Origin of the sequence: Labedella gwakjiensis, from assembly GCF_003014675.1 — a bacterium.
Lineage (GTDB): Bacteria > Actinomycetota > Actinomycetes > Actinomycetales > Microbacteriaceae > Labedella > Labedella gwakjiensis.
In genome coordinates, this window is record NZ_PYAU01000001.1 from 1,665,822 (window position 1) to 1,688,450 (window position 22,629).

Here is a 22,629-nt window from a genome sequence, read left to right on the forward strand (position 1 = left end):
CAGGTAATCTCTACTTCGGTCCACCCACGGGGATATAGCTCAGGCGGTTAGAGCGCTTCGCTGATAACGAAGAGGTCCGAGGTTCAAGTCCTCGTATCCCCACTCCGCTCATCAAGATCAAAACCTGGTGGCCACGTCGTCAGGGCACGAACCGATGAGTGCGGGGCCTTAGCTCAGTTGGTAGAGCGCCTGCTTTGCAAGCAGGATGTCGGGAGTTCGATTCTCCCAGGCTCCACAGTTTCTCGATCGGTCCGGCACGACGCCGCGGATATCCCCCTCAAGGCGGTTGCCCGCGTTCTCCATCCGTGGTCTCCTGGATGCGGAGGCCTGATTCCATGAGTGAACCGACCGCATCATCCGAAAGACCCGCACCCCCCGTCGGCAGCGTCGTGCGCCTGTGGCACGGCTGGGTCGAGACCGTGAATAAGGACGAGTACATCGCCTACATGGACCGGTCGGGAATGGCGGGCTACCGCGAGACCCCCGGCAACCGTGGCGCGTACATCATGTCGCGCGACCACGAGGACGGACGGTCCACGATCGTCACGGTCTCGTACTGGGAGTCCTTCGACGCGATCCGCGCCTTCGCGGGCGACGAGATCGACCGCGCGCGCTTCTACCCCGAGGACGACCAGTTCCTGGTGGACCGGGAGTGGATCGTGACGCACTACACCGTCGGCGCCTAGTCGCTTCGGATGCTCCCGCTCCGATGCGCCCTCAGCGTGGGAGGGCGGCGGCGACCGCCGTCACGCCGCGGAGCGTCTCGGCGAAGGTCGTGCTGAGCGGGGACAGGCCGAGGCGGATGCCCTGCGGCGCCCGGAAGTCGGGCACGACACCCTCCGTCCACAACTGCGCCGTCACCTCACGGAACGACGGATGGCCGATCGTGATGTGGGAACCGCGGTGTTCAGAATCACGGGTGGTCAGCAGCTCGACACCCGCCGGTGCGAGAAGGGCGTCATACGCACGGATCGCGAACTCGGTGAGCGCGATCGACTTGGCGCGCACCGCGTCCATCCCCGCCCGCTCGATGAGGTCGAGCATCCCCTGCATCGCGAGCATCCCCACAACAGGAGGTGTGCCGCTGAGGAAGCGGCGCATTCCCGTGCCCGGGCGGTACTCGGGTGCCATCGCGAAGACGTCCGCAGCACCCATCCATCCCCAGATCGGCTGTTCGAGCCTCTCCTGCAGGCCGGCCCGCACGTAGGCGAAGGCGGGCGAACCGGGTCCGCCGTTGAGGTACTTGTATGTGCAGCCCACGGCGAGGTCGACCCCGCTCGCGTCGAGGGTCATCGGGACGACACCGGCGCTGTGGCAGAGGTCCCAGAGGATGAGGGCGCCGGCGTCATGAACCGCGCGCGTGATGGCCGGGAGATCCGCGAGGGCTCCCGAGCGGTAGTCCACATTGCTGAGGACGACGAGGACGGTGTCCGGGGTGAGCGCGGCGGTGACATCGTCGCCCGTGACGCCCGCGATGGGATCCGGGTCCACCCAGTCGATGACGAGACCCCGGTGCGCCGCGATCCCTTCCACGAGGAACCGATCCGTGGGGAAGTTTCCCCGCTCGATCAGGATGCGCGACCCGGCGGGGGCGTCCTGCACCGCGGCGCTGATGAGCTTGTAGAGCAGCACCGTGGTGGAATCGGCGACGACCGTCCGGCCGGGGGCTGCGCCGAGGGTGATGCGGCCGATCCTGTCGCCGAGAGCGTAAGGCAGCTCCATCCAGCCCTCGTCCCACGAACGGATGAGGCGTGTGCCCCAATCGTTCGCGACAAAGTCGGCGATCCTCTCACCCGTGCCGCGGACCGGTCGGCCGAGCGAGTTCCCGTCCAGATAGGAGACGACGCCGTCCGCCGGCTCGAACTCGTCGACGAAGGCCGCGAGCGGGTCGGAGTCGTCGAGGTCGGCCGCGATGCGGGCGAGGGCGTCGAGGTCATCAGTGCCGTCGGTGGCTGTCATGAACGCTCCGTGGATCGAAGGGCGAGGACGTCGCGCGCGGCGTCGCGCGCGAGTTCGAACGGGTGCGGGAACGTCTCCATGCCCACCGTGACGATCGCACCCTCGTAGAGCAGCATGAGGAGGCGCGCCGTGTGCCCGGGATCGGCGATGCCGGCCTCCCCGCACAGTTCCGTCAACGTCTCGAGGAGCCACGTCTTCTGCCGGGCCACCTCGGGGAACACGGGATGGCCGTCGTGTCCGTCGCCGATCTCGGCGCGGGCGTTGATGGCGCTGCAGCCCTTCGGGCTGTTCTCGTCCGACCAGGAGATGGACGCGTCGAAGATCGCGAGAACGCGATCGACCCCTGGTTCCGGGTGCTGCTCGAGGTGTGTCGCGACGTGGTCGCGCCAGCGGGCGTCGCGCGCCTGCAGGTAGGTGACGACGAGTTGCTCCTTCGAGCCGAAGCGGTCGTAGAGCGTCTTCTTCGTGACGCCGGCGGACTCCGCGATGGTGTCGACCCCGACGGCGTGGATCCCCCGCTCGTAGAAGAGGACGGACGCCGCGTCGAGGACCCGCCGCGCCGCGGGAGTGAGCTCGGGAAGGACCGGAACCGCTGCGACCATGAACCGAGTATACCGCTCGGTATAGGAGGCTCTCAGAGCCGGGCTGGGTGATCGACCCCCGCTATCGGAATCCCGGCGCCGCCTTCGGCATCCAGGCCCTCCGGCTCGAGACCCACCTGCACGGTCGAGCGGATGCTCTCACCGTCGTCCTCCGAGCCGGCGAGCACGCCGAGGTCGACGCGGACCCGTCCGTCCGACCAGGCGCACCAGCCCTCGCCGGACTCGACCTGCACGAACGACCCGATCGAGACGATGTGGGCCCGGATGGTGTCGCGGAGTGCGCGGGCCGCAGGGAGGGAAGCGGTCTCGATGATGATCCCGAGACCGAGTCCCGTCCCTCCTGACGAGGACGTCCAGGTGTGGGCACCGAGAACCGGGTCGCTCGACGGCCCCGCGAACCGCCATCGGCAGTCGTCGATCGCGCCGTCGTGATCGGGCGGGCTCGGATCCCAGCCGGTCTCGGCCAGGACGGACGACACGTGTCTGTCGTCACGGAGACCGCCGTGAGTCGATGCGAGGTCTAAGACGGGGGCCAGGTTCTGGATCGTGAGCATGATGCGTCCTCTCCATGCCATCGAGGTCGATGGCGAGAGGGCCCGCGGGATCGCGGGTCCCAGGTCAAGAGTCCTCCCTTGTGGCCCGTCCCGCACTCCCCAGCATTCAGGCACGGCGCGGTCGGCCTCCTTGCCGCCCCAACGTCGAGAGGAGCCGACTAAACAGATCTGTATAGTAGGCGTCATGGGTAAACAGGTCGGTATACATTCGAGTGTCGTCACGGCGCGCCTGATGACGATCGGGGCGGCCATCGGCTTCGTGTTGTCTTGGAGCTCCGGGTTCGTCATCCCGGCTCTCCTCCCGGCCGACGTGTCGTGGACGACCCTTCTGGTCTGGCGGTTCGTGCCGCTCGCCGCGATCCTCGTCGCCGTCGTCCTGTGGCGCGGCTGGCATCGTGACGTGACCGGGGGCGCGCTGAAGCGGCAGGCGATCATCGGTCTCTTCGCCCAGACGGGATACTGCGTCTTCGTCTACGCTGCGGTGGGGTCGGGGGTGGCCGTCGGCACGACGGCCCTCATCGATGCGGTGCAGCCGCTCGTGGTCGCGACCCTCGTCGGTCCGCTGCTCGGGCTACGGGTGCACGGGGCTCAGTGGGCCGGGCTCGGCGCGGGAGCTATCGGGGTCGCGCTCGTGGTCGGGTCGCAGATCGGTGGCGCGGTCGCGCACCCGCTCGCCTACGCCTTCCCCGTGCTCGCGATGGCCTGCCTCATCGTGGGCACCTTCCTCGAACGGCGCTCCTCGACCCGAAGCCCCGTGATCGTGGTCCTCACGGTGCACATCGCGGTCACCGCGCTGGTGTGCCTGGTCCTCGCCGCGGTGACCGGCACCCTCATTCCCCCGATGACCGCGTCGTTCTGGCTCTCGGCGTCGCTCGCAGCGGTGCTGCCCACCCTCGCGGCGTACGGGCTCTACTGGTGGCTGCTCGGACGGATCGGAATCACGGCGCTCAACGCGCTCCTCTTCCTCATCGCACCGGCGACGGCGCTCGCCGGTTTCGTCCTTCTGGGCGAGCCGCTCACCGGCCTGACCCTCGCCGGCTTCGCGCTGTGCGGAGCCGGAGTCGCCGCGGTGCTCGCCCGTGAGGTGAGGGGGGAGCGCGTGCAAGCCGTGCCCGCGCCGACACGCGCTGCCGGGTGACGGGACGAGATCAGCGCGGAGTGACGCGTGCGAGCTCGGATCCGGCGAGTTCGAGAGCCTCGGCCGTATCGCTGAGAGCGCGGTCTTGCCCCACCAGTCCGACGAGGTCGACGGCCGCGAGGAACGAGGACGTGTCCGCGTCGATGGACCCGGCCACGAGCATGACGCGCCCCGGTGCGAGAGAGGCGACGTGCGCGGGTACCTTCCCCGCCGCGGTCTGGTCGTCGAAGCGCCCTTCGCCCGTCACGACGATGTCGGCCGTGGCGACGACGCCCTCGAGTCCGACCTCCCGGGCCACGGCGCCCGCGCCCGCCTCGATCGTGGCGCCCCACTGGAGCAGAGCCCAGCCCGTTCCGCCGGCAGCACCGGCCCCGGGAGTGAACGGATCGACGGTGCCGAGCGAAGCGAGGTGCGCGAGATTCTCCTCGAGGAACGGGATGTCTTCGGGGGTCGCCCCCTTCTGCGGGCCGAACACCGCGGCGGCACCCGCCGGTCCGAGGAGGGGGTTCGTGACGTCGCACAGCACGACGACACCACCCTCGGGAAGGGGCCGCATATCCGAGAGGTCGAGAGTCGCGGCCTCGGCGAGCCCCGCATTGCCGGGTCCGATCGCGTCGCCGTCCACGTCGACGATGCGTGCGCCCAGGGCGGCGAGCATGCCGGCACCGCCGTCGGTCGACGCGCTGCTCCCGATGCCGACGAGCAGGCGGCGCGCACCGCCGTCGAGGGCGGCCGTGATGACCTCGCCCAGCCCGTGGGTCCCCGCATCGAAGGTGTACTCGTCGCCCCACAGCTCGATCCCGCACGCCGACGCGAGCTCGACGACGGCCGTGCCATCGGGCAGCTCGAGCCACGCGCTACGGGAGGGCCCCTCCGGTCCCTCGACCTCCACATCATGGAGCACGCCGTCCGGTCGTGCCATCGCGAAGCCGTCGACCGTGCCCTCGCCGCCGTCGGCCATCGGAACGAGGACGAGCTCGTCGTCAGGGCGAACGGTTCGCCAGCCTGAGGCCAGGGCTGCCGCGACGCGATCGGCGCTCGCCGTGCCTTTGAAGGAATCGGGGGCGAAGACGACACGCATTCCCCCATCTTGTCGGGACGATGCCCATCGCGATACGGGGTGGCGGTCGTCGACATCGAGTTGTGATGTGCACGTGCCACAGCGACGTGTTCGCGTCGACCCCTACCCGGACGGGACGGCCGCACGCAGGATGAGGACATGACTTCTTCCGAGCAGGACCGACCCGATGCCGCCCACCTCCGACCCGCCGGACTCGACGACGCGACCGTCGAGGCGCTCGGCAAGCTCTCCGAGGCGCTCGAGGTCGTCGAGCACGCGCGGGGTCTGCTGTACGGGTTCCATCGGATGACGGGTCAGGCCGACCTCAACCTCGGCGAGGCGGTGGACGCGCTCCGCGATGCCGGACACGCGGATCTGGCCGACAGGATCCAGCGCGACCTCGTCGGACGCAACGCGATCGAGGGCCGGTGGACCTTCCAGATCGTCGAGGACTACGACGACGGCTACTACGCCACGTTCAAGGACCTCGAGCGCGAGGCGCGCGAGACCCTCGCCGACGGGAAGCGGCACCTCTTCGAGGCGGAGATGAAGGAGGATCGGCGGACGCACGGCCTCCGTCACCACGAGGCGGTCCCGGAGGACGTCCCCGGGGAGTGATTCGCCCGGCGGGATTACGCGCCCTTCTTGCTCCCGGTTTTCTTCCGCGTCGACTCCACGCTGCGCTTGAGCGCCTCCATGAGGTCGATCACCTCACCGTCGCCCTCGTCGTCCTCCGTCTTGCCGAAGGTCGCGTCCGTGTCGATCGTGTCGCCCTGCTCGATCTTCGCCTGAATGAGGGTGCGCAGCTGCTGCTGGTACTCGTCGGTGAACTTCGACGGCTCGAAGTCCGACTCGAACGAGGCGACCAGCTGTCCGGCCATGTCGAGCTCGCGCTTCGCGATCTTGACATCCTCGTCGAGCGACGGGAACGCGGCCTCGCGCACCTCGTCGTCCCAGAGGAGCGTCTGCAGCACGAGCACGTCGTCGCGCACACGGAGCGCGGCGAGCCGCGTCTTGCTGCGCAGTGCGAACTGCACGATGGCCGTGCGTTCCGTGGCCTCGAGGGTGCGACGCAGCAGAACGTACGACTTCGTCGACTTCGAGTCGGGCTCGAGGTAGTAGCTGCGGTCGAGCATGATCGGATCGATCTGGTCCGTCGGCACGAACTCGACGACGTCGATCTCCTTGCTGCGCTCCTCCGGCAGGCTCCCGATGTCCTCCTTCGACAGCACCACCGTGTTCTCGCCGTCGTCGTAGGCCTTGTCGATGTGCTCGTAGGCCACCTTCTTGCCGCAGATCTCGCAGTGACGCTCGTACCGGATGCGGCCGCCGTCGGCATCGTGCACCTGGTGGAGGGAGACGTCGTGGTCCTCGGTGGCCGAGTACAGCTTCACGGGCACGTTCACGAGACCGAACGTGATCGAGCCCTTCCAGATGGACCTCATGAACACAGTAAACACCGGTGGGGCCTGCAATACCGAGGGGGTTGACGCTCGGAAGGCGCCGAAGCCTATGGTGGGGCATGGTGTCACGAGGTTCGGGCAGGTCGGGGGGACCCCAGCTCGTCGAGATCGGCGGACGCCGGCTGCGGCTCACGAACCTCGACAAGGTGCTCTACCCGGAGACCGGCACGACGAAGGCCGACGTGATCGGCTACTACTCGTCGATCGCCCCGCACCTGCTGCCGTTCGTGCGCGACCGTCCCGCCACGCGGAAGCGCTGGGTGCATGGGGTGGGCACCGACGACGACCCTGGCGAGGTCTTCTTCCAGAAGAACCTCGACGGCTCCACTCCCGACTGGGTGGCGCGGGTCGACATCGAGCACAGCGACCATCACAACGTGTATCCGCTCGTGAACGACGAGGCCACGCTCGCGTGGTTCGCGCAGATCGCGAGCCTCGAGATCCACGTGCCGCAGTGGCGAGTGGACTCTCACGGCGCTCGGCAGAACCCCGACCGGCTCGTGCTCGACCTCGATCCGGGACCTGGCACGGGACTCGCCGAGTGCGTGACGGTCGCACGCAGCGCGCGCGAGTTCCTGCAGGGGATGGGCCTCGAGCCCGTGCCCGTGACGAGCGGCAGCAAAGGCCTCCACCTCTATGCGGCACTCGACGGCTCGCAGACCTCCGACGCCGTGTCGGAGGTCGCACACGAGCTGGCCCGGGTACTCGAGGCGGACCATCCCGACCTCGTCGTGAGCGACATGAAGAAGGCGAAGCGCGGGGGGCGGGTCCTCGTCGACTGGAGTCAGAACAGCGGAGCGAAGACCACGATCGCGCCGTACTCCCTCCGCGGCCGCGCGCACCCCACGGTCGCCGTGCCGCGCACATGGGAGGAGCTCGACGATCCCGAGCTGCGACACCTCGAATACTCCGAGGTGCTCGACCGGATGCAGACCATCGACGACCCGCTCGCCGCGATCCTCGGAGACGAGGGAGCCGTGGTCCGGACCCCGGACAGGCTCACCGTCTACCGCTCGAAGCGCGACGGTGCGAAGACGCCGGAGCCCGTCCCCGAGGAGAGTCCGGCGCAGGGGAACGACGACACGTTCGTCGTTCAGGACCACCACGCCCGCGGCCACCATCACGACTTCCGCCTCGAGCGCGACGGGGTGCTCGTGTCGTGGGCGCTGCCGAAGGGGGTGCCGGACCTCGGCGAGAAGAACCGCCTCGCGGTTCAGACCGAGGATCATCCACTCGACTACGCGAGCTTCGAAGGACGCATTCCGACGGGGGAATACGGCGCCGGCACCGTGACGATCTGGGACGCGGGTACCTATGTCACGGAGAAGTGGCGGGATGACGAGATCATCGTGACCCTCGACGGCCGCGCGGACGGCGGCCTCGGCGGGCGCGCGAAGATCGCCCTCATCCGCACCAAAGCCGGCGGTGATCCGAAGAACTGGCTGTTCCACCGCATGGAGCTCGAGGGCACCTACACGGCCGCTGAGCACGAGGGGGACGACGCGGCACCGACGGCGACCGCGGCCGGAGGACCGGCCTCGCCGGCGCGGCGGCGTGTGGGCGCGACCGACCGATCGTCACGGCGCCTCCCCTCCCCCATGCTCGCGACGCGCGGCTCCGTGTCCGACGTCGATTCCACCGACGGGGACTGGGCGTTCGAGATGAAATGGGATGGGATCCGGTGCATCGCGCGGATCGAGGACGGCGGCGCCGTTCTCGGATCCCGGAACGGACTCGACCTCACGGCGACGTTCCCCGACATCGCGGAGGCGCTCGCCGAGGCCTTCCCGTCGGACGTCGTCCTCGATGCGGAGATCGTCGCACTCGAGAAGGGGCGACCCGTGTTCTCGGCCCTGCAGAACCGGCTGGGGATCACGAAGCCCGCGGACGTCGCGCGCGCGATGGCCCGCATCCCGGCGACGGTCATGGTCTTCGATGTGCTGGAGCGCGAGGGCGAGGATCTCACACGGGAGTCCTACACGCGACGCCGCGCGATCCTCGATGAGCTCGCCGTCGTGCGGAATGGGACGACGAGCGGCAAGGCCACCGTGCAGATCCCGCCGGCGCTCGACGGCGACGTGGAGCACGCGGTGTCGACCTCGAAGCGGCTCGGCCTGGAGGGAGTCGTGGCGAAGCGCACGGACTCCGTCTATCGGGCGGGGCGGCGGTCGCGGGACTGGATCAAGCTCGTCCACGAGAAGACGCAGGAGGTCGTGATCGTGGGGTGGCGACCGGGGAACAACGCGCTCGCCGAGTCGCTCGGTTCACTGCTCGTCGCCGTGCCGGATGATTCGGGTGCGCTCGTCTACGCCGGTCGAGTGGGCACCGGGTTCACGGACTCGGCTCGTCGACGGTTGCGCGCGCAGCTCGACGCGCGGGCACGGAAGACACCGGTCGTCGATGTGCCCCGTCCCGACGCCGACGACGCCGAGTGGGTGCGCGCGGATCTCGTGGGCGAGGTGACCTTCGCCGACTGGACCGGCGGCGGCCGCCTCCGTCACCCCGTGTGGCGGGGCCTCCGTCCGGACAGGACGCCGGCCGACGTCACACGCGACGACGGCCTCTGAGCCCGCTCCACCTCGGCACGTCGACGGTAGCGATGCATGCCGTCAGGCGCGCCGAAAGCGGAGCGTCACCACCTGGAAGGGGCGGAGGCGGAGAGTGACCGTGCGCTCGTCCGCGCGGGCGAACGCGAGAGCCCGCGGACCGTCCTCGGCGAGCGGGCGCTCGAGCAGATCGACCTCCGTCGCCTCCGCGACGTCGAAGCCGAGTGTGAGCGTCGTCGACGAGCGGCGGCCGAGGGACTCGTAGACGCGCACGACGACGTCGCCGGAACGGTCGTCGGCGAGCTTCACGGCCTCGACGCGTACGGCGGGATGCGCCGATGCGACGACGCTCCACGCCTCCACGGCCACCGCTTCGTCCGTCGTCGGGGCTCGTAGAGCCAGGTTCTGCTCGTAACCGCTCGCGACCACGTCGGCGATGTCGGCGCCCGGATGCACGGCGTACCGGAACGAGTGATGGCCGGCATCCTGCTCGGGGTCCGGTGAGTTCGCGGCACGCACGAGGCTCAGGCGGACCTCCGTCTCGACCTCGCCCGTGGCACCGACGCGACGCGTGATGTCGTGGCCGTAGGTCGCGGCGTTCGTGACGCCGATGCCGTAGCCGGGCTCCTCCACGTGGACCCATCGATGCGCCATGACCTCGAAGCGTGCGTCGTCCCACGACGTGTTCGTGTGGATGGCGCGGCGCACGTGCCCGTACTGGATCTCGGCGCTGTGGTGCTGGGCGTGCACGACGAAGGGCAGGGAGGCCTTGAGGAGCTTCTCGCGCTCGTTCCACTCGAGCTCGACGCCGAGGTGGACCCGGACGTCGTCGGCATGGACCGCGATGGTCTGCTCCACCCGCGATGTGCCGAAGGCGCGACGGACGCGGACGACGGCGCGTAGCGGTCCGGCCTCCACGAGGTCGACCTCGTCGGCCACGTCGAGGTCGCGTACGGTGTTGCGATAATGGGCGTCGATGTCCCAGGCGTCCCAGGCGTTGGGCACGTCCTGGTGCAGCTGCAGGAGGTTGGCTGCGCGTCCCGCCGGGACGAGCTCGCGGTCGCCGCCGAGGTCGACGATGGAGACGACGAGTCCGCGTCCGTCGACGACGATCCGGACGAGGCCGTTCTCCACGACGATCGTGTCGCCGTCCCGGTGCGCGGTCACGGGGGAGGCCGGCTCCACGACGTCGAGCGAGGCGAAGCCGCTGCCGGGAACCCGAACGACACCGGCGGGGGCGCCGTCGGCGTCGAGCAGGAGCTCGCGGCGCTCGTGGTCGGCTGAGTTCACGACGGCGCCGGCGCCACCGGCGCGGGAGATACCGTCGGCGACGAGCCGGTCGAGCTCCCCGATGTTGCGGGCGTAGTCGGCCTCGTTCTCCTCGTGGACCCACCGGATCGACGACCCCGGCAGGATGTCGTGGAACTGCTGGAGCAGGGTCGACTGCCAGAGCCGGTCGAGCACCTCGTACGGGTACTCGGCGCCGCGGAGGGCCGCGGCCGTCCACCACAGTTCGGCCTCGCGCAGGAGGTGCTCCGCCTCACGGTTGCCGCGCTTCTCGCGGGCGTGCGACGTGAACGTCCCGCGGTGCAGCTCGAGGTAGAGCTCGCCGACCCACACGGGCGCGTCCGGGTACTCCTCCTCGGCGCGCGCGAAGAAGTCGTCGGGGTGCTCGATCTTCACGATCGGCGACCCCTCCAGGGACTCGACGCGGCGCTGCCGCTCCATCATCTCGCGGATCGGTCCGCCGCCCCCGTCGCCGTAGCCGAACGGGACGAGCGAGGTGGTGGCACGGCCCTTGTCGCGGAACTGCCGCACGGCGTGGTGCAGCTCTTCGCCCTCGAGCGTGGAGTTGTAGGTGTCGATCGGCGGGAAGTGCGTGAAGATGCGGGTGCCGTCGATGCCCTCCCACCAGAAGCTGTGGTGGGGGAACTCGTTGGTCTGGTTCCAGGAGATCTTCTGCGTGAGGAACCAATCGAGCCCCGCGAGGCGTGCGATCTGCGGGAACGCCGCCGTGTACCCGAACGAGTCGGGCAGCCAGATGCCGTGCGTGTCGACACCGAGCTCGTCGCGGAAGAAGCGCAGGCCCTGAGTGATCTGGCGCGACATGGCCTCGCCTCCGGGGAGATTGCCGTCCGGCTCGATCCACTGGGAGCCGACGACGATCCATTGGCCGGCCTCGATGGCGCGTCGGATGCCGTCCCATACGGTCGGGTGGTTCTCCTTGATCCACGCGTACTGCTGGGCCGAGGAGGCGGCGAACTTGAAGTCGGGGTACTGCTCGGCGAGCGCGAGGACGTTGGAGAACGTGCGGCCCGTCTTCCGCTTGGTCTCGCGGATGGGCCACAGCCAGGCGCTGTCGATGTGGGCGTGACCGATTCCGGAGAGCACGTGCGCCGAGGCGTTCGCCGGGCGGCTGAGCACGTCGACGAGCTCGGCGCGGGCGATGGCGGCCGTCCCGACGATGTCGTCGAGCAGCAGCACGTCGAGCGCTCGCTCGAGCGCGCGGAGCACCTCGTGGCGGCGCGGCTCCGTCTCCGGGAGTTCCTTGAGCAGCTGGTACAGCACCTCGACGTCGAAGCGCAGCCCCCACACCTCGGGCTCGAAGACGGCCAGATCAGCGGTGCGGAAGCGGTAGATGGGCTCGGCCGGCGCGGTCTTCTTCGAGCCGTACGGGGTGGGGATGAACTCGTTCACGAGGATGTCCGGGTTGGCAGCGGCCTCGAGATACAGGTGGATCCGCTCTCCACCCACGGCGGACTCGGCCAGGCGTGCGTAGGTGTTCCGCGGGTGGATGCCCTTCACGGGCACACCATCGGGAGTGAAGAGGAGGCCCTCCGCCTGGTTCCCCGGCCAGTCGCCCTGGAAGCCCGGGTCGACGACGAGCTCGACGGTGCGGCCTGCCCACTCCGCCGGGATGTCGGCCGTGAGTTCGAACCACCACGTGGACCAGGCGCGGCCCCACATGTCACCGACAGCGAACGGTTCGTAGGCGGCGGCGAGAGCCTCAGCAGCGGGGACCGGCTCATCGGGGACCGCCCACGCGGCGAGCGTCACCGGGACGCGGGCGGAGTAGACGGCTGGCGTGATGCGCTCATCGAGCACGCGCTTGATGCGCTCTTCGACGAGCTTCTGGTTCCGGTGCACGGTGGTTCCTTCGGGAGATCGGCGGATCGGTGGTCGGCGCGGGGCCGGATCAGCGCAGGTAGGAGAGGTCGGGGAAGGTCGAGCGGGCGTCGTCGAGGAGGGCCCCCGCGACGCGGACGGAGTCGACGAGCGGGTGGAGCGCGAGCGCTCGGAGCGCGGCGGAACGGGAGCCGGAGATCGCGGCCTCGATCGTCTGGGTCTCCACGTACTTCACGGCGGTGACGAGCCCGCGGCCGTGGGCGGGGACGCGTGCTCCGGGGACGGGGTGCGCTCCGCTCGCGTCGACGATGCAGGGGACCTCGACGACCGCGTCGGCGTCGACGCCCTCGAGCGCGCCGCCGGAGCGGACGTTGAGGATGAGGCGGGCGCGCTGGTCGTAGGCGATGCCGCGCATCAAGGCGAGGGCGACGTCCTCGTACCCGCCCGAGACGAGGTCGTCCTCGTCCCGGTCCCCCATACCGGCGGAATCGCGGTTGGTCGCCATGTACGTGGTCTCGCGCTCGTGGCGGAAGTCCTGCCACACGGCGTACGGGTGTTCAGCGTCGGCCGCGCGGGACCAGAACCGATCCTGCTGCACGAGGAGGTAGCGGCCGCGCGTCTGCGGCGCGTACTGGTCGGCCTGGAGCACGTCGCGCTGGAACGCGTAGTAGTGCAGGTACTCGTTGGGGAGGGCGCCGATCGTCTGGATCCATTCCGGACCGAAGAGCTTGCCTTCTTCGAAGGAGCCCAGGCGATCGGGCGCGGCGAGGAGGTCGGGGAGACGGTCGACTCCGTCGACCCGCAGAGCGGTGACCCAGCCGAGGTGGTTGAGGCCCGCGTACTCGATCTCCGTGGTCTCCATCGACCGGATGCCGAGAGCCCCGAGTGCCCGCCGGGCGAGGCCGATCGGGGAGTCGCAGATGCCGATGACGCGGTCGCCGAGCACACGCGACATCGCCTCCGTGACGATGCCGGCGGGGTTCGTGAAGTTGATCACCCACGCGTCGGGCGCGACGTCGCGGACGAGTTCCGCGAGGCGCATCACGACGGGCAGCGTGCGGAGGGCGTAGGAGATGCCGCCGTAGCCGACGGTCTCCTGGCCGATGACGCCGTGCGACTGACCGATGCGCTCGTCGGCCGCGCGCCCATCCATCCCGCCCACCCGGATGGCGGAGAACACGAAGTCGGCGCCCGTGAGGCCCTCTCGTGTATCGGTGTGCACGGTCACTCGTGGGGCGTCGGGCACGCCGGCCGCCTGGTCGGCGAGGATCCTCGACATCGTGCGAAGCCGGGACTCGTCGGTGTCCACGAGGGCGACGTGGTCGATGCGCCCGGGTTGGGTGTCCCGCAGGAGGGCGGCGAAGACGAGGGGCGTGCGGAATCCGCCGCCGCCGATCATCGTGAGCTTCACGCGACGACCACCTCGACGTCGTGGGCGGTGAGCGAGAGTCCCGCGTCCGACGGGGGCCTCTCGTCCGTGATGACGCGGGTGACGGTGGACGGCATCGCGATGCGGCCGGCCCCGCTTCCCGGGAACTTGCTGTGGTCGGCGAGCACAGTTGCACTGTCGCACGCCGCCGCCATCGCCTGCTTGATCGGCACCTGCGCGATCGTCGTGTCCCGCAGGTCGCCGTCGTTCGAGATCCCGCTCACACCGAGGAAGGCGATGTCCGCCCGGATCAGGCGGAGGGTCTCGGTGGCGAGGTGCCCAGACACGCTCCGGTAGACGGGGTCGTACTCGCCCGGCAGCAGGATGAGGCGTACGTCGCGGTCGTCGCGGAGCGCCTCATAGATGGCGAGGTTCGGCGTGACGATCGTGATCGGTCGGCCACGCAGGAGCCGCGCGAGCTGGAGCGTCGTGGTGCCGATGTCGAGGATCACGGACTGGCCGTCGTGGACGAGCGCAGACGCCGCCTGGGCGATCCGTTCCTTCGCATCGCGGTTCACCGGCTCCACCGTGGCGAAGGGAGCGTCGCCCTCGCCGATGACCGCACCCCCGTGGGTACGGTGCAGCACACCGGCCTCGTCGAGTCGCTGCAGATCACGACGGATCGTCGCGATGCTCGAGCCCGTGGACTCGGCCAGTTCGGCGACGGACGCGGCCCGTGCCTCTCGGAGGTGGTGGAGGATTGCTCGCTCTCGAAGGTCTTTCATCTCGGTCACTATATCGCTCAAAATCGCTCACAGTGCAAATCTTTTCGATCACAATGTTGACCGATTCTGCGTGAATGGTGCTATAACTGCTGAAACCACCCGCTCATCGACGCAGAATCGGATGGACGATGACGTCAGCACTCCCGCTCGGTACTCCTCGGCTCCTGGCCGCGGGGCAGTTGTTCGTGGACTTCGTGTTCGCGGACCTGCCCCACGCGCCTCGGCTGGGCGAGGAGCGGTGGACGACGTCCTTCGGATGGACCCCCGGAGGAATCGCGAACTTCGCCGTCGCCGCCGCTCGGCTCGGCGTGCCCACCGCGATCGCCGGAGCAGTCGGCGGCCCGGCGGACGACCTCGGATCGCTCATCCGTTCACGGCTCGCGGCCGAGGGGATCATCGACGCGACGCGCGAGGTCGACGACTGGACGCTCCCGGTGACGGCGTCGATCGGCTACGACGGCGACCGCGCCCTCGTCACCGGCGGAACCCCCGCGCCCCTGCTCGCCGACCTCATCGTCGACTCGCCCACGACCGACGTGGCGTGCGTGCACCTCGACGCCTCCCTCGGCGACTGGATCTCCTCGAGCGCTGCCCGGGGAACGCGCGTGTTCGCGGACGTCGGGTGGGAGGACGACTGGGATCGCGGCCTCCTCGACCTCCTCGAGGGCAGCTTCGCCTTCCTCCCGAACGACCGAGAGGCCTTCGCCTACACGCGCACCGACGACCCGATCACCGCCGCCCGCCGCCTCGCCGAACGCGTGCCGTTGAGCGTCGTCACACGCGGCTCGCGCGGCGTCATCGCAGTGGACGCGACCACCGGGGAGGAGGCCGTGCGCCCCTCCGTCGGCGTCGTCGCGATCGACGCGACCGGAGCGGGCGACGTCTTCGGGGGTGCGCTCGCCGCCGCCTGCCTCACCGGGTGGGACCTGTGCGAGCGGGTGGACTTCGCCTCCCTGGTGGCCGCGATCACCGTCTCGCGACCGGGCGGCGGAGCCGCGGCTCCCGCTCTCGGCGAACTCGTCCCCTGGCTCGACGCGCACCCTGGAGCCACCGAGCCCGGCCGTTTCGACTTCCTCAGAGACGCTCTGCGGGCGGAGGGGCACAACCCCTTCGTCGTCACGGCGCCGACCCCCCGTCCATCCGACGACGACCGCTCCTAGACCCGCCACATCCCACCCGACGACCGAAAGAGGAACCACCCTCCCATGAGAACCCCCACCCACCGATCCCGCTGGACGGCGGTCGCCGTCACCGCGGTCGCCGCACTCGCCCTCTCGGGGTGCTCCGGCTCCGCGGGCGGAGACGCCTCCGGCAAGGTCACCGTCTGGACCTGGCCAGGCGGACTGAGCGAGACCGTCACGGCCGCAGCCTCCGACGAGTTCCCGGACGACGACATCGAGTTCACGACCGTCGGAGACGACTTCAAGCAGAAGCTCGTCACGGTCTTCACCGGCAAGAGCGGCATCCCCAGCATCACGGGCGTCAAGGGCGAGGACATGCCCTACTTCCTGCAGGAGGACAGTCTCTTCACCGACCTCAACACGCTCGGCATCGACGACCTCCTCGACGACTTCCCCGAGTGGAAGCTCGCCGAGGCCACGACCGCCGACGGCAAGCTCATCGGCCTCCCGACCGACATCGGACCGACGGCGCTGTTCTACCGCACCGACATCCTCGAAGAGGCCGGCCTGCCGACCGACCCGGCCGAGGTGGCCGCGGCGACGTCGACGTGGGAGGACTACTTCACCTTCGGCGAGACGCTGAAAGCCGAGACGGGGTCGTATCTCGAAGTGTCCCTCGGCGACATCTTCAGCAAGGTCATGGGTCAGGCGGAGACGAAGTTCGTGGGCGAGGACGGGGAATTCCTCGGCGACAGCGACACCGTGCGCGACGCCTGGGACCTCACGATCGACGCCTGGGACCGCGGAATCGTCGCGGGCATCCAGGACGGAAGCCCCGACTGGGCCTCCGCCGTCAACGACGGAACCCTGCCAACGCTGCTCGGAGCGGCCTGGTACCAGGGCGACATCAAGAGCAACGCACCCGACACCTCCGGGAAGTGGAACGTCACGTCGATGCCGGGTGGTCCGGCGAACGTCGGCGGCTCGTTCCTCACGATCCCCTCGTCGACCCAGAACGCCGACGAGGCCATCGACATCATCAAGTTCCTCCTGAGCCCGGAGAACCAGGCAACGACGTACACCGAGATCGGCAACTTCCCGTCGTCGACCGCAGCCCTCGACGAGCCGGCGCTCCAGACGGGCGACGACTTCTTCGGCGGGCAGGTGACGACGGACGTCTTCAAGGCTGCATCCGAGGACATGCCCACCACGTACACGAGCCCGCTCGACAACGAGGTGTCCGCCGCGTTCTACACCGAGCTCACGAACATCGAATCGCTCGACAAGGACCCGGAGCAGGCGTGGACCGACGCCGTGGCCGCCGCCAAGCAGGTGTGGGAGACCGGTCAGTGACATCTGTCACCCGTGTAGCGGCAGCGGGGGCGCGCTCGTCGCGCCCCCGCCGTCGCGGGTTCGTGAGGCACTGGCCGATGTACGTGGCCATCGCGCCCTTCTTCATCCTGTTCCTCGTCTTCGGCGTGTACCCGACGCTGTATTCGCTCGTGCTGTCGTTCCAGGACTGGAACGGGCTCGGCGCGCCCGAGTGGGTGGGCACGGAGAACTTCGTCCGTCTCTTCTCCGACGACACGTTCTACCTCGCCGTCCGCAACACCTTCGTCATCTTCGTGCTCTCGACCTTCCCGATGCTCATCATCGCGGTGGCGGTGGCGGCGATGCTCAACAACGCCGTGCGATTCAGCACGGTCTTCCGCATCGCGTACTTCATCCCCAACATCACGTCCGTCGTGGCGATGGCCGTGCTGTTCGGCTCCATCTTCGGGGAGAACTTCGGCATCGCGAACGCGTTCCTCAACGCGCTCGGCATCGCCGACGTGCCGTGGCTGTCGACGCCGTTCGGCATCCAGCTCACGATCTCGCTGCTCATCACGTACCAGTGGACCGGCTACAACGCCATCATCTTCCTCGCCGGGATGCAGGCGATCGGGAGCGAGGTGTACGAAGCCGCGAAGCTCGACGGCGCTGGACCCATCCGCTCCTTCTTCTCGATCACGCTCCCCCTCCTGCGGCCCACGGTGATCTTCGTGCTCGTCGTCTCCACGGTGACGGGACTGCAGAGCTTCACGGAGGCTCAAGTGCTCACGGGCAGCTCGAGCACGACCAACCCCAACAGCGGCGGTGCGGGACAGGGCGGACTGACGATGGTCCTGTACTTCTACCAGCAGGCCTTCAGCTACAACCGCTTCGGCTACGGGGCAGCGATCGCGTGGGGCGTGTTCCTCATCGTCGTCATCTTCACGATCATCAGCTGGCGCTCCACCGTGGGCCGGAAGGAAGAGGGACCCCGGTCATGAGCACTCTCACCCGTACAGCCACCGAGCGCATCACGACCGGCGGAGTCCACCCGTCGCGTCGCCGTCGGCCCGCGAGCACCTCTCGCGTCGTCCTGTACGCCGTGCTCGGCGTCGGCGCCCTCATCTCCATCTTCCCGCTCTACTGGCTCGTCGTCATGGCGAGCAACTCGACGAGCGACATCTACAAATCGCCCCCCACATTCCTCCCGGGTCCCGAGCTCTTCGCCAACATCACGAAGGTCTTCGAGCGGATCGACTTCGGCGGCTCGCTCCTCAACACGATCATCGTCGCGTGCTCCGTGACCTTCCTCGTGCTGCTGTTCGACTCGCTCGCGGCCTTCGCCTTCGCGAAGTTCGACTTCCCGTTCCGACGCACCCTCTTCACGATCACGCTCGTGACCTTCATGCTGCCGATGCAGCTCGCCGTCATCCCGCAGTTCATCACCATGACGAACTTTGGCTGGACGGGTCAGCTGCAGGCGCTCATCATCCCGGCGGCGGCCAACGCCTTCGGGATCTTCTGGCTGCGCCAGTACATGCTCTCCTCCATCCCCGACGAGCTCATGGACGCCTCGGTCATCGACGGAGCCGGCTTCTTCCGCCAGTACGTCACGGTGTGCATCCCGCTCATCCGACCCGGCCTCGGCTTCCTCGGCATCTTCACCTTCATCGCGGCGTGGAACGACTACATGTGGCCGCTCATCGTGCTCACGAACCCCGACCATGTCACCCTCCAGGTCGCGACCGCCCAGCTGAACACCGCCTTCGGGCAGGACTACGGCATGGTGATGGCCGGGGCGCTTCTCTCGGTCCTCCCCCTTCTCGTCGTGTTCCTCCTGGGGGCGAAGCAGTTCATCGGCGACATCGCGAAGGGCGCCGTCAAGTGAGGGGAGCCGTGACGGACGTGCGGGTGGCCTCGCCGAACACGTCGCTCGTCCCCGTGCCGCGCGCCGAGGTCGGGCGGACGGCGGCCGGGATCGTCGCGGACGCGCTGTCGTCGTCGCCCGCAGCCGTCCTCGGCGTCGCGACCGGCTCCTCTCCGCTCGCGCTCTACGCGGACCTCGTCGCCCGCAGGGCCGACGGTCTCGACACCACGGGCGTCACGCTCGTGGCGCTCGACGAGTACCTGGGGCTGTCGGCCGACGATCCCCGCTCGTACGCCGCGTACGTGCGATCGTCGATCGCCGAGCCGCTCGGTGTGCCCGCCGATCGCGTGCACGTGCCCACCGGCTCGAACGACGACGACGCACTCGCCTTCGAGCGCACGATCGCGTCCCTCGGCGGTGTGGATCTCCAGATCGTCGGCATCGGGCGGAACGGGCACATCGGATTCAACGAGCCCGGGTCCGAGCGGACGTCCCGGACGCGGATCGTGGAGCTCGCGGAGTCGACCCGCCGGGACAACGCCGGTCCGTTCGGGGGAGACGTCGACGCCGTCCCGGCCCGGGCCATCACGCAGGGGCTCGCGACCATTCTCTCGGCGCGCCGCATCGTGCTGCTCGCGAGCGGGGAGGCGAAGGCCGACGCGTTGCGAGCTGCGCTCATGGGCCCTGTGACGGCCGACGTCCCGGCGTCGTTCCTCCAGCTGCACCCCGACGTGACCGTCGTCGCGGACCACGAGGCCCTCGGGACACCCGCGTGACCCGCGTCTCCGACCCGACCCCCGGGTCGCCGAGCCGACTTCCGCCCCGAGCAGCTCTCCGCTCGGATGCCCCCGTCGTGCGTCTCGACGGCGAGTGGGCCTTCCGGCTGCACGAGACGGCGCCGGAGGACGACGCCGTCCCCGCCTTCGCCGATCCGAGCGCCGACGTGTCGGGATGGGACCGGATCCCCGTTCCGTCGCACTGGGTGCTGAACGGGCACGGCCACCCCACGTACACGAACCTCCAGTACCCGTTCCCCATCGATCCCCCGTTCGTTCCCGACGCGAACCCCACGGGCGAATACCGCCGAACGTTCGACTGGGACGGCCCCGCTCGAGAGGGCGGTCGGGTCGTGCTGCGCTTCGACGGAGTCGAGTCCCTCGCGACCGTGTGGCTCAACGGTCGCGAGGTCGGATGGTTCACCGGGAGCCGCCTCGCGACGGAGTTCGACGTGACCGAGCTGCTCGTCTCCGGCGAGAACGTGATCGCGGTGCGCGTGAACCAGTGGTCGGCCGCGAGCTACCTCGAGGACCAGGACCAGTGGTGGCTCCCCGGGATCTTCCGCGACGTGACCCTGCTCGTCCGACCCGCCCACGGCATCGACGACGTCTTCGTTCACGCAGACAGAGAGCCCGTGACCGGCGAGGGCCTGCTCGATATCGAGGTGCAGGCGGCCTTTCCTCTGCAGGTCAGTCTGCCGGAACTCGGCGTCGACGAGACGTGGGCTGGTCCCACGGATGTGCGGGCGCTCGCTGTCGGCCGCGTCGACGCCTGGACGGCGGAGATCCCGCGGCTCTACGACCTGACCATCTCGTCGCCCGGCGAGACCGTGAGTCTCCGGGTCGGCTTCCGGCGCATCGAGATCGTGGGCGACAGGCTCCTCGCCGACGGTCGGCCCCTCGTCTTCCGCGGCGTCAACCGGCACGAGACGCACCCCGACAGGGGGCGGGTCTTCGACGAGGTCGATGCCCGGCGCGACCTCGAGCTCATGCGCCGGAACAACATCACCGCGATCCGCACGGCGCACCAGCCCCCGCACCCGCGGTTCCTGGATCTCGCGGACGAGATGGGGTTCTGGGTGATCCTGGAGTGCGACCTCGAGACGCACGGCTTCTGGGACGTCGAGTGGCGAGACAACCCGACAGACGACCCGCAGTGGCGCGCCGCGTGCATCGATCGCATGCGCCGCACCGTCGAACGCGACAAGAACCATCCGTCCGTCGTGATGTGGTCGCTCGGCAACGAGAGCGGAACGGGTCGCAATCTCGCCGAGATGGCCGAGTGGACCCGCCGCCGCGATCCGTCGCGTCCGATCCACTACGAGGGAGACACGGAGGGCGCGTACACCGACGTGTACTCGCGCATGTATCCGGCGCTCGAGGAGATCCACTCGGTGTGCGGCGAGCAGACGATGGGCGTGCACGAGGTGGGGCCGGCGGCCGGCGCCCGGCAGCGGGCGAAGCCGTTCATCCTCTGCGAGTACGCCCACGCCATGGGCAACGGACCGGGCGCGCTCGCGGAGTACGAGGAGCTCGTCGACCGCTACCCTCGCCTGCACGGCGGTTTCGTCTGGGAGTGGCGAGACCACGGACTCCGCTCCCGGACACCGGACGGACGCGAGTTCTTCGCCTACGGCGGCGACTTCGGCGAGCCGGTGCACGACGGTCCGTTCGTGATGGACGGACTCGTCCTCTCCGACGGCACCCCCTCCCCGGGGCTCGGCGAACTCGCGACGGTGTGGGCACCGATCGCCACATCCGTGGACGACGACGGCATCCACCTCCGCAACCGTCAGCACACCCTCGGCACCGAGCACCTCGAGGTGCGATGGCGGGTGGAGGATGACGGGGTCGGGGTGGAGAGCGGAGTGATCGAGCTCCCCGCGCTGGCCCCCGGGGAGTCGTCGACCCTTCCCCTCCCGCCACCCGTGGGCGAGACCGTGCAGGGGGAGCGCTGGCTCACGGTCGAGATCGCCTGGCGCCATGCGCCGTCATGGGGCCCTGCCGGGCATGTCGTCGCCCGCGCCCAGCATCGACTCGGCGTGGAGCTGCAGCTCGGCCCGGCCCCGCTGTACGCGTCCTGGTGCGACGATCGGCGCATCGGCGACGCCGTCTTCGACGCCCGCGGCTACCTCTCGTCCTGGCAATCGCTCCCGATCTCGGGCCCCGTTCCCGAGCTGTGGCGTGCACCCACCGAGAACGACAGGGGGAAGTCCTCGGGCTCGTACGAGACAGCAGACCCGGCGCTCACGAGCGGTCGCGGCGAGGAGGAGGCCCCGTCCGCGGCGTCCCGCTGGCTCGAGCGCGGCCTCGATCGCCTCCAGCACCGTGTCCTCTCCGTCGAGCGCACGGCGTCGGGACTCGTCCAGCGCGTCCGGTCCCTCCCGGCCCACGCGTCCATCGGGATCGAGTCCACGTTCGAGTGGACGGTGGAGGACGGTGCGTTGCGGCTGCGCTTCGACGCTCGTCCCGTCGGCGAGTGGGACTGCACGTGGCCGCGCGTCGGCGCCCGGTTCGCGCTCCCCGTCGAGCTCTCCGACGCACCCGCCACCTGGTTCGGCACCGGACCGGCGGAGTCGTATCCCGACAGCGCCACGGCCGCGACGGTCGGCCGCTTCGTCTCGACCGTCGACGGGCTGGCCGTCACGTACGGTCGGCCGCAGGAGACCGGACACCGTCCCGGCCTGCGACGTCTCGACCTCGGTCCGCTCCACCTCGCCTCCGACGACGCGCGGACCGGACTCCCGCAGCCGGGCTTCCAACTCTCGCTCCACACCGCGCAGGAGTTGAGCAGCGCCGGTCACCACCACGAACTCCCCCCATCCTCCGCCCTGTGGTTGTACCTGGACGCGGCGCAGCACGGCCTCGGCTCGCGCGCATGCGGTCCGGACGTGCTGCCGCGACACGCGCTCTGGCCGCGATCCGTCGGCTGGAGCGTCGTCCTCCGCTGAG

At 69.5% G+C, this 22,629-nt stretch carries 18 protein-coding genes and 2 tRNA genes; 12 read left to right on the plus strand and 8 right to left on the minus strand.

Annotated elements, in window-relative coordinates:
* Nucleotides 1-28 precede the first annotated feature (28 nt).
* The 3 genes from CLV49_RS07895 to CLV49_RS07905 all read left to right on the plus strand — a co-directional run bounded on the left by CLV49_RS07895 (nucleotide 29) and on the right by CLV49_RS07905 (nucleotide 686).
* Nucleotides 29-102 (plus strand) — tRNA-Ile (locus CLV49_RS07895).
* Nucleotides 103-162: 60 nt separating this feature from the next.
* Nucleotides 163-235, plus strand: a tRNA-Ala gene (locus tag CLV49_RS07900).
* Between the two features lie 100 nt (nucleotides 236-335).
* Nucleotides 336-686, plus strand: a complete 351-nt coding sequence (locus CLV49_RS07905) for a hypothetical protein (RefSeq protein ID WP_127054384.1) — start codon at nucleotides 336-338, stop codon at nucleotides 684-686.
* 31 nt (nucleotides 687-717) lie between these two features.
* Here the strand turns inward: CLV49_RS07905 and CLV49_RS07910 are convergent, their stop codons facing one another.
* From CLV49_RS07910 to CLV49_RS07920, 3 genes are read right to left on the minus strand one after another with little or no spacing between them, the layout of a single operon-like run.
* Entirely contained in the window at nucleotides 718-1,959 is a 1,242-nt protein-coding gene (locus CLV49_RS07910) for a kynureninase (RefSeq protein ID WP_106563052.1), read from the minus strand.
* A complete protein-coding gene (locus CLV49_RS07915) occupies nucleotides 1,956-2,561 on the minus strand; it encodes a TetR/AcrR family transcriptional regulator (protein ID WP_106563053.1) in 606 nt (201 codons plus the stop codon). The genes CLV49_RS07910 and CLV49_RS07915 overlap by 4 nt, the downstream gene beginning before the upstream one ends.
* 32 nt (nucleotides 2,562-2,593) lie before the next feature.
* Nucleotides 2,594-3,115, minus strand: coding sequence for a hypothetical protein (locus CLV49_RS07920; protein WP_127054382.1), 522 nt, complete (start codon nucleotides 3,113-3,115; stop codon nucleotides 2,594-2,596).
* A gap of 184 nt (nucleotides 3,116-3,299) precedes the next feature.
* Between CLV49_RS07920 and CLV49_RS07925 the strand changes: the two genes are divergently transcribed.
* The gene (locus CLV49_RS07925; protein WP_243696644.1) at nucleotides 3,300-4,253 is read left to right on the plus strand and encodes a DMT family transporter; all 954 of its coding nucleotides are present in this window, start codon (nucleotides 3,300-3,302) and stop codon (nucleotides 4,251-4,253) included.
* 10 nt (nucleotides 4,254-4,263) lie between these two features.
* Here CLV49_RS07925 and CLV49_RS07930 read toward each other — a convergent pair whose 3' ends face one another.
* A complete protein-coding gene (locus CLV49_RS07930) occupies nucleotides 4,264-5,334 on the minus strand; it encodes a glycerate kinase (RefSeq protein WP_106563056.1) in 1,071 nt (356 codons plus the stop codon).
* 138 nt (nucleotides 5,335-5,472) lie between these two features.
* On the opposite strand from CLV49_RS07930, the gene CLV49_RS07935 reads away from it, so the two are divergent.
* Nucleotides 5,473-5,931: a hypothetical protein gene (locus tag CLV49_RS07935; protein WP_106563057.1), complete on the plus strand. Its 459-nt coding sequence runs from the start codon at nucleotides 5,473-5,475 to the stop codon at nucleotides 5,929-5,931.
* Nucleotides 5,932-5,945: 14 nt separating this feature from the next.
* Here CLV49_RS07935 and ku read toward each other — a convergent pair whose 3' ends face one another.
* Entirely contained in the window at nucleotides 5,946-6,758 is an 813-nt protein-coding gene (ku, locus tag CLV49_RS07940) for a non-homologous end joining protein Ku (protein WP_106564964.1), read from the minus strand.
* 77 nt (nucleotides 6,759-6,835) lie between these two features.
* On the opposite strand from ku, the gene CLV49_RS07945 reads away from it, so the two are divergent.
* A complete protein-coding gene (locus CLV49_RS07945) occupies nucleotides 6,836-9,343 on the plus strand; it encodes an ATP-dependent DNA ligase (protein ID WP_106563058.1) in 2,508 nt (835 codons plus the stop codon).
* 42 nt (nucleotides 9,344-9,385) lie between these two features.
* Here CLV49_RS07945 and CLV49_RS07950 read toward each other — a convergent pair whose 3' ends face one another.
* Genes CLV49_RS07950 through CLV49_RS07960 form a run of 3 tightly spaced genes read right to left on the minus strand, consistent with a single transcriptional unit; the run spans nucleotide 9,386 to nucleotide 14,602 of the window.
* Nucleotides 9,386-12,469 (minus strand): alpha-mannosidase, encoded by a 3,084-nt coding sequence (locus CLV49_RS07950; RefSeq protein WP_106563059.1) that lies wholly within the window; start codon nucleotides 12,467-12,469, stop codon nucleotides 9,386-9,388.
* Between the two features lie 49 nt (nucleotides 12,470-12,518).
* Nucleotides 12,519-13,859 carry a 6-phospho-beta-glucosidase gene (locus CLV49_RS07955; RefSeq protein ID WP_106563060.1) on the minus strand — a complete coding sequence of 447 codons (1,341 nt, stop codon included), beginning with the start codon at nucleotides 13,857-13,859 and terminating at the stop codon, nucleotides 12,519-12,521.
* Nucleotides 13,856-14,602, minus strand: a complete 747-nt coding sequence (locus CLV49_RS07960) for a DeoR/GlpR family DNA-binding transcription regulator (RefSeq protein ID WP_106564965.1) — start codon at nucleotides 14,600-14,602, stop codon at nucleotides 13,856-13,858. Before CLV49_RS07960 ends, CLV49_RS07955 begins: the two co-directional genes overlap by 4 nt.
* Nucleotides 14,603-14,730: 128 nt before the next feature.
* On the opposite strand from CLV49_RS07960, the gene CLV49_RS07965 reads away from it, so the two are divergent.
* From CLV49_RS07965 to CLV49_RS07990, 6 genes are all read left to right on the plus strand, one after another.
* Nucleotides 14,731-15,762 (plus strand): carbohydrate kinase family protein, encoded by a 1,032-nt coding sequence (locus tag CLV49_RS07965; RefSeq protein WP_106563061.1) that lies wholly within the window; start codon nucleotides 14,731-14,733, stop codon nucleotides 15,760-15,762.
* A 45-nt stretch (nucleotides 15,763-15,807) separates the two neighbouring features.
* Nucleotides 15,808-17,076, plus strand: coding sequence for an ABC transporter substrate-binding protein (locus CLV49_RS07970; RefSeq protein WP_106563062.1), 1,269 nt, complete (start codon nucleotides 15,808-15,810; stop codon nucleotides 17,074-17,076).
* A 77-nt stretch (nucleotides 17,077-17,153) separates the two neighbouring features.
* The gene (locus CLV49_RS07975) at nucleotides 17,154-18,035 is read left to right on the plus strand and encodes a carbohydrate ABC transporter permease (protein WP_106563063.1); all 882 of its coding nucleotides are present in this window, start codon (nucleotides 17,154-17,156) and stop codon (nucleotides 18,033-18,035) included.
* The gene (locus CLV49_RS07980; RefSeq protein ID WP_106563064.1) at nucleotides 18,032-18,922 is read left to right on the plus strand and encodes a carbohydrate ABC transporter permease; all 891 of its coding nucleotides are present in this window, start codon (nucleotides 18,032-18,034) and stop codon (nucleotides 18,920-18,922) included. The genes CLV49_RS07975 and CLV49_RS07980 overlap by 4 nt, the downstream gene beginning before the upstream one ends.
* A gap of 8 nt (nucleotides 18,923-18,930) precedes the next feature.
* Complete coding sequence (locus tag CLV49_RS07985; RefSeq protein ID WP_243696643.1) at nucleotides 18,931-19,677, plus strand: glucosamine-6-phosphate deaminase; 747 nt, start codon at nucleotides 18,931-18,933, stop codon at nucleotides 19,675-19,677.
* On the plus strand, nucleotides 19,674-22,628 hold the full coding sequence (locus CLV49_RS07990) for a glycoside hydrolase family 2 TIM barrel-domain containing protein (RefSeq protein ID WP_106563065.1): 2,955 nt from the start codon (nucleotides 19,674-19,676) through the stop codon (nucleotides 22,626-22,628). The genes CLV49_RS07985 and CLV49_RS07990 overlap by 4 nt, the downstream gene beginning before the upstream one ends.
* Nucleotide 22,629 lies beyond the last annotated feature (1 nt).